This window comes from Bacteroides sp. D20 (genome assembly GCF_003436255.1).
In the GTDB taxonomy this organism is placed as follows: Bacteria; Bacteroidota; Bacteroidia; order Bacteroidales; family Bacteroidaceae; genus Bacteroides; species Bacteroides uniformis.
On record NZ_QSOO01000027.1, the window covers coordinates 23,058 to 42,474 of the forward strand.

15 protein-coding genes are annotated in these 19,417 nt (G+C 48.7%); 11 read left to right on the plus strand and 4 right to left on the minus strand.

Annotated features, from left to right (window positions below):
- The first annotated feature begins 73 nt into the window (after nucleotides 1-73).
- From DXD78_RS19700 to DXD78_RS19725, 6 genes are all read left to right on the plus strand, one after another.
- Nucleotides 74-1,708: an ABC-F family ATP-binding cassette domain-containing protein gene (locus DXD78_RS19700; protein ID WP_005827062.1), complete on the plus strand. Its 1,635-nt coding sequence runs from the start codon at nucleotides 74-76 to the stop codon at nucleotides 1,706-1,708.
- Between the two features lie 83 nt (nucleotides 1,709-1,791).
- Complete coding sequence (locus DXD78_RS19705; RefSeq protein WP_009037977.1) at nucleotides 1,792-3,168, plus strand: FAD-dependent oxidoreductase; 1,377 nt, start codon at nucleotides 1,792-1,794, stop codon at nucleotides 3,166-3,168.
- Between the two features lie 62 nt (nucleotides 3,169-3,230).
- Nucleotides 3,231-3,641: a DUF6769 family protein gene (locus DXD78_RS19710; RefSeq protein WP_005827068.1), complete on the plus strand. Its 411-nt coding sequence runs from the start codon at nucleotides 3,231-3,233 to the stop codon at nucleotides 3,639-3,641.
- A 119-nt stretch (nucleotides 3,642-3,760) separates the two neighbouring features.
- Nucleotides 3,761-4,981 (plus strand): efflux RND transporter periplasmic adaptor subunit, encoded by a 1,221-nt coding sequence (locus tag DXD78_RS19715; protein WP_005827070.1) that lies wholly within the window; start codon nucleotides 3,761-3,763, stop codon nucleotides 4,979-4,981.
- A gap of 168 nt (nucleotides 4,982-5,149) precedes the next feature.
- Nucleotides 5,150-8,272 (plus strand): efflux RND transporter permease subunit, encoded by a 3,123-nt coding sequence (locus DXD78_RS19720; RefSeq protein ID WP_117589110.1) that lies wholly within the window; start codon nucleotides 5,150-5,152, stop codon nucleotides 8,270-8,272.
- The gene (locus DXD78_RS19725) at nucleotides 8,265-9,491 is read left to right on the plus strand and encodes a TolC family protein (RefSeq protein WP_009037975.1); all 1,227 of its coding nucleotides are present in this window, start codon (nucleotides 8,265-8,267) and stop codon (nucleotides 9,489-9,491) included. Before DXD78_RS19720 ends, DXD78_RS19725 begins: the two co-directional genes overlap by 8 nt.
- Nucleotides 9,492-9,547: 56 nt before the next feature.
- Here the strand turns inward: DXD78_RS19725 and DXD78_RS19730 are convergent, their stop codons facing one another.
- The 4 genes from DXD78_RS19730 to DXD78_RS19745 form a co-directional block, all read right to left on the minus strand.
- Complete coding sequence (locus tag DXD78_RS19730; RefSeq protein ID WP_009037974.1) at nucleotides 9,548-10,780, minus strand: serpin family protein; 1,233 nt, start codon at nucleotides 10,778-10,780, stop codon at nucleotides 9,548-9,550.
- 275 nt (nucleotides 10,781-11,055) lie between these two features.
- Entirely contained in the window at nucleotides 11,056-12,513 is a 1,458-nt protein-coding gene (locus DXD78_RS19735; protein WP_009037973.1) for an rRNA cytosine-C5-methyltransferase, read from the minus strand.
- Between the two features lie 90 nt (nucleotides 12,514-12,603).
- Nucleotides 12,604-15,027: a TonB-dependent receptor gene (locus tag DXD78_RS19740; RefSeq protein ID WP_005827082.1), complete on the minus strand. Its 2,424-nt coding sequence runs from the start codon at nucleotides 15,025-15,027 to the stop codon at nucleotides 12,604-12,606.
- A gap of 64 nt (nucleotides 15,028-15,091) precedes the next feature.
- Nucleotides 15,092-15,433, minus strand: coding sequence for a hypothetical protein (locus DXD78_RS19745; protein ID WP_008664012.1), 342 nt, complete (start codon nucleotides 15,431-15,433; stop codon nucleotides 15,092-15,094).
- Nucleotides 15,434-15,688: 255 nt separating this feature from the next.
- Between DXD78_RS19745 and DXD78_RS19755 the strand changes: the two genes are divergently transcribed.
- The 5 genes from DXD78_RS19755 (at nucleotide 15,689) to DXD78_RS19775 (ending at nucleotide 19,328) form a co-directional block, all read left to right on the plus strand.
- The gene (locus tag DXD78_RS19755) at nucleotides 15,689-16,312 is read left to right on the plus strand and encodes a DUF6249 domain-containing protein (RefSeq protein WP_005833085.1); all 624 of its coding nucleotides are present in this window, start codon (nucleotides 15,689-15,691) and stop codon (nucleotides 16,310-16,312) included.
- Nucleotides 16,309-16,854: an RNA polymerase sigma factor gene (locus DXD78_RS19760; protein WP_009037971.1), complete on the plus strand. Its 546-nt coding sequence runs from the start codon at nucleotides 16,309-16,311 to the stop codon at nucleotides 16,852-16,854. The genes DXD78_RS19755 and DXD78_RS19760 overlap by 4 nt, the downstream gene beginning before the upstream one ends.
- Entirely contained in the window at nucleotides 16,841-17,167 is a 327-nt protein-coding gene (locus DXD78_RS19765) for a DUF5056 domain-containing protein (RefSeq protein WP_005827095.1), read from the plus strand. The genes DXD78_RS19760 and DXD78_RS19765 overlap by 14 nt, the downstream gene beginning before the upstream one ends.
- Before the next feature lie 62 nt (nucleotides 17,168-17,229).
- Nucleotides 17,230-18,459, plus strand: a complete 1,230-nt coding sequence (cls, locus tag DXD78_RS19770; RefSeq protein WP_181980679.1) for a cardiolipin synthase — start codon at nucleotides 17,230-17,232, stop codon at nucleotides 18,457-18,459.
- Nucleotides 18,460-18,533: 74 nt separating this feature from the next.
- Complete coding sequence (locus tag DXD78_RS19775; RefSeq protein ID WP_005827101.1) at nucleotides 18,534-19,328, plus strand: thymidylate synthase; 795 nt, start codon at nucleotides 18,534-18,536, stop codon at nucleotides 19,326-19,328.
- Nucleotides 19,329-19,417 lie beyond the last annotated feature (89 nt).

A 19,417-nucleotide genomic window follows, 5' to 3' on the forward strand; every position in this document is an offset into this window, starting at 1 on the left:
TGTTTATATAGGGGCAAAGATATAAAAAATAATAGATTTGCACTATCTTTGCAGCTCATTAAAAAAATATATAATGATTTCTATAGACGGACTGGCCGTAGAATTCGGCGGAACTACTTTATTCAGTGACATATCTTTCGTTATCAACGAAAAAGACCGTATCGCCCTGATGGGTAAAAATGGAGCGGGGAAAAGTACATTGTTGAAAATCCTGGCAGGTGTAAGACAACCTACCCGTGGAAAAATCTCAGCCCCCAAGGACAGTGTCATAGCTTACCTTCCACAGCACCTTATGACGGAAGACGGACGTACCGTATTCCAGGAAGCGGCGCAAGCCTTTGCCCACCTGCATGAAATGGAAGCTGAAATAGAGCGCCTCAACAAGGAACTGGAAACGCGTACCGACTACGAAAGCGACAGCTACATGGAACTTATCGAGAATGTCTCCGCCTTAAGCGAAAAGTTCTATGCCATCGACTCCACCAATTACGAGGAGGATGTGGAAAAAGCACTGCTCGGACTGGGCTTTGTACGCGAAGACTTCAACCGCCAGACCAGTGACTTCAGCGGCGGATGGCGCATGCGCATCGAGCTTGCCAAGCTGTTGCTGCAAAAGCCTGACGTGCTGTTGCTAGACGAGCCTACCAACCATCTGGACATAGAATCCATACAATGGCTGGAAGATTTCCTTATCAGCAATGGAAAGGCTGTCATCGTCATCAGCCACGACCGTAAATTCGTAGACAACATCACCACCCGTACCATTGAAGTGACCATGGGACGGATATACGATTACAAAGTAAACTACTCCAAATACCTGGAACTCCGCAAGGAACGCCGCGAACAGCAACAGAAAGCCTACGACGACCAGCAGAAGTTCATTGCCGAAACCAAGGAATTCATCGAACGGTTCAAAGGCACCTACTCCAAAACCCTGCAAGTGCAAAGCCGCGTAAAAATGCTGGAGAAGCTGGAACTGCTGGAAGTGGATGAAGAAGACACTTCAGCGTTACGCCTCAAATTCCCTCCTTCTCCCCGCTCAGGCAATTATCCCGTCATCATGGAGGGAGTAGGGAAAAGTTACGGTGACCATGTGGTCTTCAAGAATGCCAACCTCACCATAGAACGGGGAGACAAGGTTGCTTTCGTTGGTAAGAACGGGGAAGGAAAGTCAACGTTAGTGAAGTGCATCATGAAGGAAATAGAACATGAAGGCACCCTCACGATAGGACACAACGTGCAGATTGGATATTTCGCACAAAACCAGGCCTCATTGTTGGATGAGAACCTGACCGTATTCCAGACCATCGACGATGTGGCAAAAGGGGAAATCCGCAACAAGATACGCGACCTGCTGGGTGCCTTCATGTTCGGTGGCCCCGAAGAGTCCATGAAGAAGGTCAAGGTGCTTTCCGGTGGAGAGCGCACACGCCTCGCCATGATAAAGCTTTTGCTCGAACCGGTGAATCTGCTGATACTGGACGAACCGACCAACCATCTGGACATGAAAACCAAAGATATCCTGAAGCAAGCGTTACTGGATTTTGACGGTACCCTTATCCTCGTCAGCCACGACCGTGACTTCCTGGACGGACTGGTAAGCAAGGTATATGAATTCGGCAACAAACAAGTGAAAGAGCACTTGAGCGGCATCTACGAATTCCTTGAAAAGAAGAAAATGGACTCCCTCCGCGAACTGGAACGATAAGCATCTGCTAAACCCGGCGTCCGAACAAATGGCCGATACATATTGTTTTCATTTTACTAAACACTTAACTAAGAGATATTAAAATGAAACAATATGATGCCATCATAATAGGATTCGGCAAGGGCGGCAAGTTATTGGCCGCCGAACTGGCCGAACGGAATTGGAAAGTAGCCATCGTGGAACGTTCCCCTCAGATGTACGGAGGAACATGTGTAAACGTAGGATGTATCCCTACCAAAACTCTGATTCACGAATCGGAATATGCGGAAAAAAGATACTATGACGATTATAAGAACCAGTCCAAACTGTATGCACTTGCCGTGGCGCGGAAAGACAAGCTTGTATCCTTCCTGCGTGAGAAAAATTATGAAAATGTAAAAAACAAGCCTAATATAACCCTCTATGACGGAACTGCTTCTTTCTTGTCCGAAAATACAATCCGTATAGTCTCCGGCAAGGACGAAACGATTCTTGAGGGAAAAGAGATATTCATCAACACCGGGTCCACCCCTATCCTGCCTGCCATCGACGGACTCAAGGAGAGCAAGTACGTATATACCAGTGAGACCTTGCTGCAATCGAACAAACTGCCCGCACACCTGCTCGTCATCGGCGGCGGTGCTGTCGGATTGGAGTTTGCCACTATGTATGCAGGCTTTGGAAGCCATGTCACACTGCTGGAAGCGGGAAACCGCTTTCTGCCTAAAGTGGACCGCGACATTGCCGCCTCCATGCTGGAAGCATTGAACCGAAAGCGTATCAATGTCCGGTTGAACGCCCGTGTCCAATCCGTGTACGACACAGCCGAAGGAATAACTCTGACCTATACGGACAGTGCAAACGGCACTCCCTACTACCTGAAAGGAGATGCCTTGCTGGTAGCCATCGGCCGCAAGCCTATGACTGCAGAGCTGAATCTGGAAAAAGCGGGTATACAAACAGACAAGCGGGGAGCCATCGTTGTCGACAACCAATTACGGACTACAGCCCCACACGTATGGGCCCTGGGGGACGTAAAAGGAGACGAACAGTTCGACTACTTGTCCATCGATGATTTCCGTATCATCCGTAATCAACTCTTTGAAAACAAAAAAAGGAGTACAAAAGACCGGTATCCAATCCCCTTTGCCATTTTCACCGACCCACCGCTGGCACATATAGGACTGACGGAAGAGGAAGCGATGAAGAACGGTTATTCCATACATGTGGCACGTATCCCTGCTGCCATGATTCCACGTGCCCGTACGCTACACAGCATAGACGGTATGCTCAAAGCTATTGTAGACATCCATACCGGACGGATTCTGGGTTGTACCCTACTTTGTGCCGATGCACCAGAAGTAATCAATACCGTAGCATCAATCATGAAAACGGGACAGCGTTACCATTTCCTGCGGGACTTCATTTTCACCCACCCCAGCATGAATGAGGGATTGAATATGTTATTCAAACCTTTTTAGCATTTTCTATTTGGTAATTAAGTCCTTAACCTCTATCTTTGCATCCGTCCAAAGATAGAGGAATGAAAAAGAAACAGTACATAACCTATATTCTTTTTTTCATCAGCTTGATAATGCTGGTGATACCCGTCATTCCCCACCATCATCATGCCGACGGAATGATATGCATGAAGAATGATATCACCGCCGATTGCTGCGGACACCGTCATAGCCCGGGCAACGAGCACTGCTGTTGCGACACGGGATGCATGACAACCCACTTTGTACAACAGACGCCCAGCTCTTCCAATGATGTGTGTTCACATCCGGATGCCTTGTGGGCAGTTACCCTACTCATTGAACCTTTTTCCAAGTTACTCATCCTACCCGAGTTTGACATAAGCAGGCAGGAGTGTATCTATCTGGAATCTCTTCATAGCACATTTATCATATGTGCTACGGGACTTCGTGCCCCTCCGTCTCTTCTTGCTTAACTGTTACCGGAACATCACCGGGACAGATTTCTATCCGGCATAAGGAACAATGCAATTTGGTTGCACGCCCTATGCCCTAACTTTGTATTCAAAATCAAAAAGTAAGAACAAATATCATCATGAAAAAAGTTATTTTCATGGGAGTCTTGGGATTATTCCTTTTAGGCTCCTGTAACAGCAAGTCCGGAGACAGCCACGAAGGACATAATCACGAAACAGAAGAGCACAATCATGACGGACATGACCACGAGGGACATGACCACGAACATGAGGAACACAACCATGAGCACGAAGAGCAGGAAAACCATGCCGGAGGAAGCGATGAAATCATCCTGCCACCAGCAAAGGCGCAAGCTGCCGGCGTAGCAGTCAGCACTGTTGAACCGGGTAGTTTCCATCAAGTCATCAAGACCAGCGGCCAGGTGATGGCAGCCCAGGGAGACGAGAGCGTAGCCGTAGCTACAGTAGCAGGCGTGGTTTCCTTCAAGGGAAAAGTTATCGAAGGAATGAGTGTCAGCAAAGGTACTCCTTTGGTGGTATTGTCATCCAAAAACATGGCCGACGGAGACCCGGTGCAGAAAGCCCGGATAGCCTACGAGGTTTCCAAAAAAGAATACGAGCGTATGAAAGCGCTTGTAGGCAACAAAATCGTATCTGAAAAGGAATTCGCGCAAGCCGAACAGATTTACGAAAATGCCCGTATCAGTTACGAGGCAGTCGCAAAGAACCATTCGGCAAGCGGCCAGGCTGTTGTTTCTCCCATCAGCGGTTATGTGAAGAATCTGTTGGTGAAAGAAGGGGACTACGTCAGCGTCGGCCAGCCGTTGGTAAGCGTCACCCAGAACCGCAAGCTTTTCCTGCGTGCGGATGTATCCGAAAAGTACTATCCTTACCTAAACAGCATCGGTTCTGCCAACTTCTGTACTCCTTATAATAATAAGGTATATACATTGAAAGAACTGGGCGGGCGCATGCTTTCTTATGGAAAGGCTTCGGGTGAGAACGGATATTATGTACCCGTAACTTTTGAATTCGACAATAAGGGAGACGTTATTCCCGGCTCGTTTGTAGAAGTATTCCTATTATCCTCACCAATGGAGAACGTGTTGTCTCTTCCTCACAGTGCGCTGACCGAGGAACAAGGCAGCTTCTTTGTCTACCTGCAACTGGATGAAGAGGGCTACAAAAAACAGCTTGTCACCCTGGGTGCCGACAATGGCGAAAGTGTACAAATCCTTTCCGGCATAAAAGCAGGCGATCGCGTCGTAACCCAAGGAGCCTATCAAGTGAAGCTGGCATCGGCAACGAATGCTATTCCGGCACATAGCCATGAACACTAATCTCATGTACAATTTGACAATTTACAAAGTACCATTTCGCTATGCAGTATAAGGGTTACGTGACGAATGGGGAGTGTAAAGTCAGATAAACAAGAAATATTAGATAAAACAGCAAGTGCGGCTGACATTGCGCAGCCCAATTGTACATTGTAAATAGTAAATAAAAAGATGTTAAACAAAATAATTGGTTTTTCTCTTCAGAACCGCATCCTGGTGCTGGTAGCATCGGTGCTGTTGCTGATTGGCGGTACTTATACCGCCATGCATACGGAAGTGGATGTGTTCCCTGACCTCAATGCGCCGACCGTGGTCATCATGACCGAAGCAAATGGTATGGCAGCAGAGGAAGTGGAACAGCTGGTCACTTTTCCCGTAGAAACGGCTGTAAACGGTGCAACGGGTGTGCGCCGTGTACGCTCTTCCTCAACGAACGGTTTTTCTGTAGTCTGGGTAGAATTCGACTGGGATACAGATATCTATCTTGCCCGGCAGATTGTCAGTGAGAAGCTGGCAGTCGTCAGCGAATCCTTACCGGCCAACGTAGGCAAGCCGACACTAGGCCCACAATCGTCCATTTTGGGCGAGATGTTGATTGTAGGTCTGACAGCAGATTCGACCTCTATGCTGGATTTGCGTACCATTGCCGACTGGACCATACGTCCCCGCCTGCTCTCTACGGGCGGTGTGGCACAAGTTGCCGTACTGGGTGGCGACATCAAGGAATATCAAGTGCAGCTGGACCCGGAACGGATGCGCCATTACGGCGTAACATTGAGCGAAGTGATGAACATCACCCGCGAAATGAACCTGAATGCCAATGGTGGAGTGCTCTATGAATATGGCAATGAATATATCGTACGCGGCGTACTTTCTACCGACAAGGTAGACCAGATAGCCAAGGCCGTGGTGCGGAGCAACGGAGTCTCCGGCGCCCCTATCCTGCTGGAAGATATTGCCGACGTTCAAGTCGGAGCCAAACTTCCTAAACTGGGTACCGCCTCGGAACGCGGTAAGCATGCCGTACTGCTGACAGTCACCAAGCAACCCGCCACAAGCACGCTGGAGCTTACAGACAAACTGGAAGCTTCCCTGCAAGACCTGCAGAAGAATCTACCGGCGGACGTAAAGGTTTCCACAGACATCTTCCGTCAAAGCCGTTTCATCGAAAGTTCCATCGGAAACGTTCAGAAGTCGTTGTTGGAGGGAGGTATTTTCGTTGTCATCGTGCTTTTCCTGTTCCTTACCAACATACGTACCACAGTCATCTCGCTGGTGACACTGCCGTTGTCACTGATTGCCTCCATCCTTGCCCTGCACTATATGGGCTTTACGATAAATACCATGAGCCTGGGAGGTATGGCTATCGCCATCGGTTCGCTGGTGGATGATGCCATCGTGGACGTGGAGAATGTCTACAAGCGTTTGCACGAAAACCGACTGAAACCTGCCGGCGAGCAACTTCCTATTCTGGAAGTGGTGTTCAATGCTTCGAAAGAAGTGCGTATGCCTATCCTCAATTCAACGCTGATTATCATTGTCAGCTTCGTACCACTGTTCTTCCTTAGTGGTATGGAAGGTAGGATGTTGGTACCACTGGGTATTGCGTTCATTGTGGCATTGGCGGCTTCAACTGTTGTGGCACTGACCGTAACGCCGGTACTTTGCTCCTATCTATTGGGAAAAGAGAAAACGAAAAAACAAAACAACGAAAACAGCGATTCTGCCGTAGCACGCAAGATGAAGCAATGGTATGGTTCTGCACTGACTTTCGTATTGGGGCATAAGAAAGGGGTACTGGGAGGTACTATCGGACTATTTGTAGTAGCGCTCGGCTGTTTCTTCACCCTGGGCCGCTCGTTCCTGCCGCCTTTCAATGAAGGTTCGTTCACCATCAATATCTCCTCGCTTCCAGGCATTTCCCTGGAAGAAAGCGACAAGATGGGGCACCGTGCCGAGGAGCTGCTGCTTTCCATCCCCGAAATACAGACCGTGGCCCGTAAAACGGGACGTGCAGAGCTGGACGAACACGCTCTGGGAGTAAACGTCTCTGAGATCGAGGCACCGTTTGAGTTGAAAGACCGCTCGCGCAGCGAGCTCGTGGCAGAAGTCCGCGAAAAACTGGGTACCATTGTAGGGGCAAACGTGGAAATAGGCCAGCCTATCAGCCACCGTATAGACGCCATGCTATCCGGTACAAAGGCGAACATCGCCATCAAACTGTTCGGCGACGACCTGAACCGCATGTTCACTCTGGGCAATGAAATCAAGAGTGCCATCCAGGGGATTCCCGGTATTGCCGACCTGAACGTGGAACAGCAGATTGAGCGTCCGCAACTTGTCATTTCACCCAAACGGGAAATGCTTGCCAAATACGGCATTTCACTGCCCGAATTTTCGGAGTTTGTCAATGTCTGCCTGGCCGGTGAAGCCGTTTCCCAAGTTTACGAAAAGGGAAAGAGCTTCGACCTGACCGTACGCGTGAAAGACAACCTACGCGACGAAATGGAAAAAATACGCAACTTGATGATTGATACGGGCGACGGACAGAAAATTCCACTGAACTATGTAGCGGAAATCCGCTCGGCCATGGGTCCGAACACCATCAGCCGCGAGAATGTAAAGCGTAAAATCGTCATCTCCGCCAACGTGGCCGACCGCGACCTGCGAAGTGTAGTCAATGATATACAAGCCCAGGTAGACGCACAAATCAAACTGCCGGAAGGATACCACATCGAATACGGCGGACAATTCGAAAGCGAGCAGGCAGCAAGCCGCACGCTGGCACTTACTTCGTTCATGTCCATCGTGGTGATATTCCTGCTCCTCTACCATGAATTCCGCAGTGTGAAGGAGAGTGCCATCATCCTTATCAATCTGCCGCTGGCATTGATAGGCGGTGTATTCGCCCTGCTCATCACAACGGGAGAAGTGAGTATCCCCGCCATCATCGGTTTCATCTCACTGTTCGGTATCGCCACCCGAAACGGAATGCTGCTCATCAGCCATTACAACCACTTGCAGCAGGAAGAAGGCTATGGCGTCTACGACAGCGTTATCCGCGGTTCGCTCGACCGTCTGAATCCAATCCTGATGACCGCCCTATCCAGTGCACTGGCACTTATCCCGCTGGCTCTCAGTGGCGACCTGCCGGGCAACGAGATACAAAGCCCGATGGCAAAGGTTATCTTGGGCGGCCTTTTAACATCCACGTTCCTGAACGGTTTCATCATTCCGATTGTTTACCTGATGATGCACCATAACCAACAACCTAAAACGTCAGACAATGAATAAAAGATTTTTCATATTCAGCGCCGCCATCCTCGCTTTTGCGGGGATGAGCGCACAAACGTCCGGCATTGATGCCGTGCTCCAGCAGATAGAGGCCAACAACAAGGAATTGCAGGCTAACTCCCACCTCATTTCCTCACAAAAACTGGAGAACAAGACAAACAACAACCTCCCCGACCCTACACTGTCATACGCCCACCTTTGGGACTCCAAGAACAGTGACGAGACAGTCGGCGAAATGGTCATCTCGCAAAGCTTCGACTTCCCCACGCTTTACGCCACCCGAGGGAAGATGAACCGACTCAAGACAAATGCACTGGATGCACAAGCCACCGCCTTCCGCCAGCAGATATTGTTGCAAGCGAAGGAAGTATGCTTGGACATCATCATGCTGCAACGCCAGCAAGCCCTGCTCGACGAACGGTTGAAGAATGCGGAGGAACTGTCGGCCATGTACACCCGGCGTTTGGAAACGGGAGATGCCAATGCACTGGAAACCAACAAGATTAATCTGGAGTTGCTGAATGTACGCACGGAAGCCCGCATGAACCAGACGGCACTTAACAACAAACTGAAAGAGCTGCTTGTCCTCAACGGAAACCAGCCGCTCACACCGGGACGTCCCAGACCCGGTACCACACCCAACGCCCAAACACTCGGATTGACAGAATACCCGGCAGTGCCGTTGCCGGCCGACTTCCACCCGCTGGCCGACGAACTGCTGGCTTCAGACCCCACCCTGCAATCCTTGCAGGGTGAAAGTTCTGCCGCCCGGAAACAGATTTCGGCAAGCAAGCAAGGCTGGCTGCCCAAACTGGAACTGGGTTACCGTAGAAATACCGAATCGGGGCATCCGCTAAACGGTGTAGTAGTAGGCTTCTCTTTCCCGCTTTTCGAAAACCGCAATAAGGTCAAGATAGCCAAGACACAAGCGCTCAACATTGACTACCAAAAGGAGAACGCCGCACTGCAAGCCAGCTCTGCCTTGTGGCAACTCTATGAAGAGGCCAAGAACCTGCACGCTTCCATGGAGGAATACGAGCGCACCTTCCATCAACAGCAAGACCTTTCTTTACTGAAACAAGCACTTATGGGAGGACAAATCAGTATGATTGAATACTTCGTTGAAATATCGGTTGTCTATCAAAGCAAGACAAACCTCCTGCAACTGGAAAACCAGTATCAGAAGGCAATGGCACAGATATACAAGAGCCGGTTATAAATAGAAAGAGCTGTCTGCGGTTGACAGACAGCTCTTTCTATTTCAATATATTGTAGTTATAGTTTTGTGACTTTACCCATAAACAGAATAACTCCCGTACTCTTCTCCTTTATCAGGAAGATGAAAGGACGGTCCACATAGAACGGAATTACCATACTTGGTCCGGGAGCGGCCACGTCCATTCCTCCGACAGTTACAGCCGCAGCTTCCGTCCCCTCTTCATTCACTTTCACATAAGTGAACTGTTGCAGCAAACTGATAAACAAATCCTCATCCGCCATTCCGGAAAAATCGGCCGATGGAGTAAAAGCCTCTTGCATTCCCATTACCATCATATCGTCAATGAGTTCTTTATCATATTCCATTTCAAACCGGGGTAACTTAAGGTTCAAGGCAGAGCTTGATAAACTACTGTTCCATTCCCCCCAGCGCTCGTCATTCAGCTGCGGCAGGCACTCATCCAACGATTTTCCCTCTGCCGGCAAGAGCACCACCATACTGAAAGCCTCATTGCCGTAAGGCAACTCTGCCATTGAGAAATACTCATTCTCGGCATAGTTGAATCTCTCGTCACGAAGATTCATCATGTGTACAGTCGATTTGCTTCCGTCAGCATTCGTAAAAGCCTCTTCTGCCGTATCCGATTTTTTGAATTGATTCTTCCAAATCCCCTTGAAATAAAGCGCATTCAACAGATAAAGACGCGCCGTCTCCGGAATCTCATTCAAGACTTTGGGGATGCAATTATTCGTTTTCCCGGCACACCAGCCGTTTATAATGTCCGGAGCCTTGGGAGAGGCAAAATCCAGCTCCTGCACTTGCGCGTCATACATCTTTTTGTTTACGCTTACAAAGTCGTCATGAACACCGAACCCTTTCTTTATCCAGATGGAATTGGCAATTCCCAACTGTGTGGTATTGTCCAAATCGAGCAACGCCTCCACCAGCTTCTTATTATAGTTGTTCATTTCTTCCAACGAATAGCCCGAAAAGCCCAGGACATCTGTCATCTCAGATAGTGTGTTTCCCAACGCTCCATTGGCAATCATAGACAGACAGAGCGAAGCGCTCAAAGGAGAGATGAACAGATTGGGCTTTTCCACCTCAGTTTTACAAACCTGATTAAAGAAACGGAAAGCGAAATCCGTTCCTAAATCCATCATCTCCTGCTCGGCACGGGTCAAGGCAATGTCTTTGCGAGGCTTGGGTTGTGGTGAAGAGTTGTCGTCACTCTGGCAGGCTGCAAGGATACAAAGTAGGCTTAAGGCAGTAATCGTTTTTTTAAGCATAAGCAAATAGTATTAGTTTTAAAACAGTTATCTATATAGAAAATGCTTGAACAAACAAAATACTGCATTGAAGAAACAATAAAAAATAGTACATTCCTACTCTATTATTATACTGCAAAGTTCTGCATATTTTTTGCAGTCGCACTGCATATGTGTTGCAGCACCACTGCATATGTGTTGCAGTCGCGCTGCATATATATTTGCAGTGTCACTGCAACAGCTCTGCAGTGCTACTGCAAAATATATACAGCAGCTTTGCAGTAACGTGATTGATTTCACCCGGTTATTGTTGCCAATTCCAGCACCCCTTCCGGCAAATATCCGCTGCGTATGCGCCATTCCTGGGGATAAAGATTATTGGCACGGTTACCTATATTCTTGACAAATCCTAGAGGTATCTGTTTGTAGGTGAGCAAGACAATGCCGCGCGGAGCAGTCTCCGAAAGGACAACAGCCTCCTTGCGCAGATAGCTGATGGCCTGCTCGCGGCCTATCTCTTCATGGGCAAAGGCATCCGGATTCAGTGCTATACTCATGGCGAGCCCATGAGCAGGCATCCAGTCTTTTCCTTTCAACTCGGCAACATCTACCCCAGCCTGCACGATACGGAGTGACGAACGCAAAGCCGACAGTTCGGAGAGATACGCTTTAGGGAAAGCGCTGACGTTGTTGCCATTGACGATAAATTCGTAATTATCCGGAACCGCAAACCACTCATGCAGTGCCGAAAGCTGTTCTTTGGAAACACCCGGAGTTTTCGCTCCTTTTCCTTGAGGTTTTCTTCCTTTTTCCCAGGATTTCACCTGCCCGGCCCAGGTATTCCCATCGCTCACGCCCGGTTTGCGGAGAACTGCCAAAAAGAATCCTTCCCCCTTCGTCCGATGGGGCAGGAAACGATAGGCGGGAAAGTCCTCTCCCGACAATAGATTACCCGTAATATTCCAGTCAGTAGAAATTTCCAACGGCAATACCTCCGCCCCGAATTCATCCCGTATCCAACGGATGTTCTCTTCGTTTTCCTTTGTATTATAGGTACAAGTACTGTAGATGAGAATGCCTCCGGACTTCAAGCAAGGCCAGATATCCGTAACGATGCGACGCTGGCGCTGCCAGCAGATTTCCACATTCTCCCCACTCCACTCACTTACCGCAACGGGGTCTTTACGGAACATCCCCTCGCCAGAGCAGGGGACATCCGTCAATATGACGTCGAAGAAGTCCGTCAAGGAAGAAAAATCTGCCGGGGCATTATTAGTGACCACCACACCGGAATGCCCCCACTTCGTAAGATTCTCCGCCAATACCTGCGAGCGGTTGCGGATTACCTCATTGGCCACCAGCAGACTGCCTGCGGGCAACACGCTACGGGCATGCGTGGATTTCCCGCCGGGAGCCGCACAGAGGTCAAGCATCACCACCGGTCCTTCGCCCACATACCGCCTCAAAGCCTGCTCCACAAACATAGACGAAGCCTCCTGCACATAGTAGCAGCCTGCATGAAACAGCGGGTCAAAAGTGAATGTCAGCCGCTTGTCCAGATAGTATCCGGCAGTAGACCAAGGGACATGCCTAAAAGAGGAACGAAAAAGACTGAATGAAGATTCCGGTAATTTATCTTCATTCAGTCGGATACTGACCGGCTGCTCCCCTTCCAGGGCGGCAGCCAGCTTTTCATATTCTTCCACACCCAAGAGGGCGCGTGTATAATCGGTGAAAGATGAGGGTAGCTTCATGCTTTGAACTGTTTTATGGCAGCAAAGATAGTGCAAAATACGTTTCACCAATCTACGGGGCTAAACAAAAAGCACGGTTCAATACTCTTTTTAAAAACTGAGTTTCACCCCTGCAAAATAGGAACGCGGTGCACCCGGTCCGTAGATATAACCGGAATCGCGGCTCGCTCCTTTATCAAAATCTTTCTGATAAGAATTGAATATATTCTGTACACCGGCATTGAGCTGCAAACAGAACCCTTGAAAATCAAAGTCGTAAGCTATCTTTGTTCCAAGCTCAAAGAAGTCCGGACTCTTTACCAATACATCCGCCTCACCGTTCACCTCCGAAAGCAAATGGGGAACGTACATCCGCCCGGTATAATTGCCGTTCAAAGCTATTGAGAAGGCTTTAACCGGCATATAGGTAGCTGTAAAGTAGCCGTAGACGTCGGGAGTACGCAGTATCTTGTCGCTGTAACGTTCTTTCTCCGACAAGTGCTCCTCATCCGCACTCCATTCTTCGGGAGAGTCATAGATACTTCGTTGAAGCGTCAGCCCTGCCTGCAACTGAACCTTATCCTTATAGGCAACCTTTCCTTCCAATGTGCCGCCATACACTTTAGCTCCCGAACCATTGATACGGGTCTGTATCAGATAAGCGCTACCATCCGGGTCTTTCACCGGAGGCGTCAGGACAAACGGGTCGGAAAGTTTCGTGTAGAAGCCTTCCACCAGTAGGTTTGCCTGGAAATCTCCGAAATAGTGGTACCAATCTACCGAAGCATTGAAGCTGCGCGAACGCTCTTCCTTCAATCCTTTGGCGCGGACAATGGAAACCAACTCTCCACCCACATTACTGATATGCAGATCTTCATCAAACGCTTGTGGAGCACGGAATCCCTCAGCATAACTGAAACGGATATTCACATCCTGAGTAGGATTGTAACGGATATTGGCACGGGGACTGAAAACAGCCTTGTCCATGATGCTGTTTTTATCTACGCGCCCGCCAATCAGGAAACTCCACTGTTCGTTCTTCCACTCATTCTGGGCATAGACGCTTGCTATATTCACCACTTGGTTCAACGGGGCGGGGGTATATTTCTCAATCAGTTGTTGCAAGCGGTCACCCGTTGCCGTAGGATCTTCGGCCAAAGCAGCATCACGATACTTCTGTACGTCCGTTGCCTTGTCATGCAGATTGTCGTGATTGAACTCAATGCCTCCGGTCAAATCGGCAGGCATAAACAGACACTTGTCAAAATGATAAATATACTGGGCACCCAGCACACCGGTAAAGTCCGTAGTCATTCCATAAGCGCTGTAATAACTATTGCGCACGATGTGCTGAGCCGAAGCATAGGTACTGAACGTATGTTTCTGGTTTTTGGAGAAAGCCGTGAACTTGAGCCCACCCGTGTTGATGGAATGTTTCAGCTGTTCCACCAGTCCGGGCGCCCCGGTACCGTTCAATCCGGCATCCTCGGCTATATGAGGGGGAAGGCTGAAGCCACTTCCACCACGGCGGAATTCCTCCATATGATGGTATTCAAGGCTCAGCTTGGAATAGGCACTTGTCCGGTAGTAAGCATTCAGACCGACAGTCTGGTTCTTCAGCTTCGGTAATTCGGAAAAACCGTCTCCGTTGGAGTCCCATGCCGAACGATGCCTGCTCTGGCCGTACACATAAGCCCCCATCTTACTGTCCGAAGAAACCAAGGAAAGATTCAGGGTCGTGTTGTTGTCGAACGAGCCGGAACCGTCGAAATTGGAAATGGTATGCGAGAAAGAACCGGAATTGCGAATCGGTTCCTTCGTAATGATATTCACCGTCCCGGCAATGGCCGAAGAACCGAACAAGGCTGAACCACCTCCACGCACCACTTCCACACGCTCTATCATGTTGGCGGGAATCTGTTCCAACCCATACACACCGGCCAGAGAGGAAAAGATGGGACGTGAGTCTATCAATATTTGGGTATATTTCCCATCCAGCCCGTTGATGCGCACTTGTGAATAACCGCAATTCTGGCAATCGGTCTCCACCCGCACACCTGGCTGAAAGGCCAGTCCTTGCGACAAAGTATGCGAGTTTGTCTGCTCAAACAGTTTAGGAGTGACCACTTTGACCAAAGTGGGTGCCAAGCGCCGGGCAGTCTCATTGCGGTTGGCTGTGACTACCACCCCGTCCAGTGCCACCATGTCTTCTTCCAACTCAAAGTTCTCTTCCAAGGTCTTACCACGTTTCAGAACGACTTTGCGCTCCTGCGACTTATAACCTACGGCACTGACGGACAACGTGAACTCACCTTCAGGCAGATTCTTTAGGAAATAGTGACCGGTGGCATCGGTCATGGTCCCGATGGTGGTGCCTTTCAGCGAAACTGTCATATAAGGCAAATGTTCCCTTGTACTTTTTTCTATTACATGACCGACAATATTGGCATCGGTACTCTTCAAATCTTCGGCATAAACGGTTGATGAGAGTAACAGACATACTGCTCCCACCACAAAAAATATATATTTTTTCATGTACTTCTAAAATAATATGTTAATCAATGAGGTTGACGCAATCCCACAACGGAATTGCCTTAATCTATCGGATTTGAAAAAAAGAAGGGGGAGCACGCAGGCAAATACCGCCACGAAGCTTTACACACTTGATGCATTCCGTGGTAAGAATGCTCAGTACACACAACAAAACAAGGAAAACCGTCGCGGCAACCGGAAGCAACGGAAGGGAAGAAGAGACGAAAGAGGCTAGATAGAAAATGGTTTCCAACTGCACCTCTGTATGCTCATGCTGGCCCTTGAATGGATGGGAATGCACAATGATAACACCATTCACCACATGCGAGTGGGTAAACAGCGTAATTCCTCCCAGATAGGCAATGAACAGCAGAGGGAGGAAACACTTCATTATATTCCTCAACTTCATCAAGACTTCCCAATAAAAACAGATGCGCAAAGATAACAGTATTTACAATAAGAAACAACCCGGTTTGTATATTTACCTCTATTTACAGTCGCAAATACCTACTTCTTGTTATTCCGGAAAAAAGACAATAAGACATTTTCACGGAAAAATATCGCCTTATTTCCGGTTTTCTAAAAAAAATATCTTCTCTTTGCAACTTTATAAAGGTGACGACACGTCTAACCGACAAAGAAACAAATTAAAAGACCATAGATTATGAAACGTATCATTTTTGGATTAATGCTCGCCATGATGTTCTGCACACTGGTGCAAGGCGCAAACAGAACCGTAACAGAGAACGACGGTCAGGGGAACAAGAAAAGAGTCATCGAATTGAGAGACACTGTCATCAATGGAGAAACCGTAACAGACACACTCAGCATCATGACTTATGAAAACGGTACCGGCAGTAGCGATGCTCCGGAAAAATGGAGAACCCACCACAGCAGTATGGACTGGAACGGGTTCGACCTCGGGAGCAAGACCTCGGAGACCGTGATTGCCGTAACAGCCATCGTCTTTGTATTCGGACTGCCGCTACTCATCATATTCGTAGTATTCTTCTTCCGCTATAAAAACCGGAAAGCCAAGTACCGCCTGGCGGAACAGGCCCTGGCCAGCGGACAGCAACTGCCTGAAAACTTCTTCAAAGAAGCCGCAGCAACGGATATCCGCAGCAAAGGCATCAACAACATATTCGTCGGCATCGGCCTGTTCATCTTCCTTTGGGCCATTACCGGAGAATTCGGTCTCGGATGTATCGGCTTACTCGTCATGTTCACCGGCTTCGGACAATTGGTGATTTTCTACAGCCAACAGAAGAAGAACGAAGAAAAATGAGTCAGATGGGTGACATATCGTTAGTCGCACAGGTCGTGGTGTTTCACAACACCAGGGCCTTCGACCAGTTGGTAAAGAAGTACCAGTCGCCCGTGCGGCGGTTCTTCCTGCACCAGACCTGCGGCGACAGCGAGTTGAGTGACGACCTGGCACAAGATACGTTTATCAAGGCCTATACAAACATCGCTTCGTTCAAGAATTTGTCCAGCTTCTCAACCTGGCTCTACCGTATTGCCTATAACGTTTTTTATGATTATATTCGCAGCCGGAAGGAAACAGACGATTTGGATACGTACCGAGTGGACGCTCAATGCAGCACACTGCAGCAGGACGTGGGACAGCACATGGACATTTACCGTGCCCTGGCCACACTGAAGGAAATGGAACGCACCTGCATCACGCTCTTCTACATGGAAGACCAAAGCATCGAAAAGATTGCAGGTATCACCGGATGTCCGGCGGGAACGGTAAAAAGCCACCTCTCGCGGGCGAAAGACAAAATGGCTTCCTACTTAAAACAAAATGGTTATGATGGAAAATGATGATAAACTCCTGACTTCATTCTTTGCCGAACACCGGCAGGAAATAGCCGATAACGGGTTCAGCCGCCGCGTACTGCGACATCTGCCCGACCGTAGCCGCCACTTGGCGCAGATATGGACAGCATTCTGCTTTACTCTGGCCCTCGTACTGTTCGTCTCCCTCGACGGAGTGCAGCTGATACTGGACACCTTGCGCGAAACCTTCGATACTGCCATCCGGAGCGGAGCTTCGGAGCTTGACCCCAAGTCGTTAATCATTGCCGGAGTGGTATTGCTCTATTTCGGTTACCGCAAGATTTCATCTATGGCATAGTTGTTTTTCAATGATAAATCGTATCTTTGTCCCCTCATAAAACTAACTAAGAGGAGAAAGTTTTGAGAAAGATTCTATTCATCATATTATTCGTTTTTTCTATTGGGAATGCCGGGGCGCAAGCAACAAGCGATTCCATTGTCATGAATTACTTGAAGGAAATGGGCGCCCCCGTCACTTATAACAATGAAGTGAAATTGCTGATGACCGGCCATGACAAGTTCGTCGATCTCTTCGAGAATATCCGCCATGCCCGGCATCATATCCATTTGGAATACTTCAACTTCCGCAACGACTCCATAGCCAATGCCTTGTTCAGCCTTCTGGCAGAGAAAGCCAAGGAGGGAGTTGAAGTCCGCGCCATGTTCGATGCCTTCGGCAACTGGTCCAACAACCAACCATTGAAAGAACGCCATCTGAAATCCATCCGCGCCCAAGGCATCGAAATCGTTAAGTTCGATCCTATCACTTTTCCCTGGGTGAATCATGCCATACACCGCGACCATCGGAAAATAGTAGTGATTGACGGCAAAATAGGTTATACCGGCGGCATGAACATTGCCGACTACTACATCAACGGATTACCTAAAATCGGTAAATGGCACGATATGCACATACATCTTGAAGGAGATGCCGTGCGCTATCTGCAGGGCATCTTCCTGACCATGTGGAACCGGGAAACGGGACAACACGTAGGTGGACCTGCCTACTTCCCGGATACTCAGCAACTGCCCGACAGTATTGCCGAAGAAATAGCCATCGTGGACCGCACGCCACGCGAAACACCACGCTCCATCAGCCATGCCTATGCAGCTTCCATACAAGCCGCACAGAAGAGCATCCGAATCGTGAATCCTTATTTCGTTCCGACCAAATCAATCCGCAAGGCAATCAAGAACGCACTGAAAAAAGGTACTGAAGTGGAAATCATGATACCTGCCGTGTCGGACATAGCCTTTACTCCGGATGCCTCATTCTACATAGCACACAAGCTGATGAAGAAAGGAGCCAAGATATATCTCTTCAACGGCGGCTTCCACCATTCCAAGATAATGATGGTAGACAGCACTTTCTGCACGGTGGGTACTGCCAATCTCAACAGCCGCAGCCTGCGCTATGACTACGAGACAAACGCTTTCATCTTCGACCCCAAGACCACCAATGAGCTGAATGCCATGTTCGAACGGGACGTGCAAAACAGTACGCTACTCACTCCCGAAGTCTGGAAAAAGCGTTCCGGATGGAAGAAATTCGTAGGCTGGGTGGGAAACCTGATGACCCCCTTCCTCTAATTTTTAATTATTAATTATTAATTATTAATTAATTCTCCTACCTTTGCGTTCGGATAAAAACAGAGCATTACATCATGAAACAATATTTAGACCTGCTGAACCGCGTACTGACCGAAGGCGTAGAGAAAAGCGACCGTACGGGTACCGGCACCATCAGCGTATTCGGCCACCAGATGCGTTTCAACATGGATGAAGGCTTCCCCTGCCTTACTACCAAGAAGCTGCATCTGAAATCAATCATATACGAACTGCTATGGTTCCTCCAAGGAGACACCAATGTGAAATATCTTCAGGACAACGGTGTACGCATCTGGAACGAATGGGCGGACGAAAACGGTGACCTGGGACATATTTACGGGTATCAATGGCGCTCCTGGCCGAACTATAAAGGTGGATTCATCGACCAAATCAGCGAAGCTGTAGAAACCATCAAGCACAATCCCGACTCACGCCGGATTATAGTCAGCGCATGGAATGTAGGTGATTTGGACAACATGAACCTCCCTCCCTGCCACGCCTTCTTCCAGTTCTATGTCGCCAACGGACGGCTGAGCCTACAACTGTATCAGCGTAGTGCGGACATTTTTTTAGGAGTGCCCTTCAATATTGCTTCCTATGCCCTGCTCCTGCAGATGATGGCGCAAGTCACCGGACTGAAAGCCGGAGATTTCATCCATACCTTAGGAGATGCTCACATCTATCTGAACCATTTGGAGCAGGTAAAACTCCAACTATCTCGTGAACCGCGGGATTTGCCGCAGATGAGAATCAATCCGGATGTGAAAAACATCTTCGACTTCAAGTTCGAGGATTTTGAGTTGGTCAACTATAACCCGCATCCGCATATTGCAGGAAAAGTGTCAGTATAAATCCTACAATAAAAAGATAGAAAGAGAAAAGAATTTCCTCAAATCCGCAACTAAGCTCTTCAGCGTCCTTCTTGCGTCTAAACGTCCTC

Bases quoted from the DNA above. Each gene is read 5' to 3' on its own strand.
- DXD78_RS19760 (WP_009037971.1), top strand. From the start codon at position 16,309: ATGAGTCAGATGGGTGACATATCGTTAGTCGCACAGGTCGTGGTGTTT.
- DXD78_RS19700 (WP_005827062.1), top strand. From the start codon at position 74: ATGATTTCTATAGACGGACTGGCCGTAGAATTCGGCGGAACTACTTTA.
- DXD78_RS19740 (WP_005827082.1), bottom strand. From the start codon at position 15,027: ATGAAAAAATATATATTTTTTGTGGTGGGAGCAGTATGTCTGTTACTC.
- DXD78_RS19745 (WP_008664012.1), bottom strand. From the start codon at position 15,433: ATGAAGTTGAGGAATATAATGAAGTGTTTCCTCCCTCTGCTGTTCATT.
- DXD78_RS19720 (WP_117589110.1), top strand. From the start codon at position 5,150: ATGTTAAACAAAATAATTGGTTTTTCTCTTCAGAACCGCATCCTGGTG.
- DXD78_RS19735 (WP_009037973.1), bottom strand. From the start codon at position 12,513: ATGAAGCTACCCTCATCTTTCACCGATTATACACGCGCCCTCTTGGGT.
- DXD78_RS19730 (WP_009037974.1), bottom strand. From the start codon at position 10,780: ATGCTTAAAAAAACGATTACTGCCTTAAGCCTACTTTGTATCCTTGCA.
- DXD78_RS19715 (WP_005827070.1), top strand. From the start codon at position 3,761: ATGAAAAAAGTTATTTTCATGGGAGTCTTGGGATTATTCCTTTTAGGC.
- DXD78_RS19755 (WP_005833085.1), top strand. From the start codon at position 15,689: ATGAAACGTATCATTTTTGGATTAATGCTCGCCATGATGTTCTGCACA.
- DXD78_RS19705 (WP_009037977.1), top strand. From the start codon at position 1,792: ATGAAACAATATGATGCCATCATAATAGGATTCGGCAAGGGCGGCAAG.
- DXD78_RS19765 (WP_005827095.1), top strand. From the start codon at position 16,841: ATGATGGAAAATGATGATAAACTCCTGACTTCATTCTTTGCCGAACAC.
- DXD78_RS19710 (WP_005827068.1), top strand. From the start codon at position 3,231: ATGAAAAAGAAACAGTACATAACCTATATTCTTTTTTTCATCAGCTTG.
- DXD78_RS19775 (WP_005827101.1), top strand. From the start codon at position 18,534: ATGAAACAATATTTAGACCTGCTGAACCGCGTACTGACCGAAGGCGTA.
- DXD78_RS19725 (WP_009037975.1), top strand. From the start codon at position 8,265: ATGAATAAAAGATTTTTCATATTCAGCGCCGCCATCCTCGCTTTTGCG.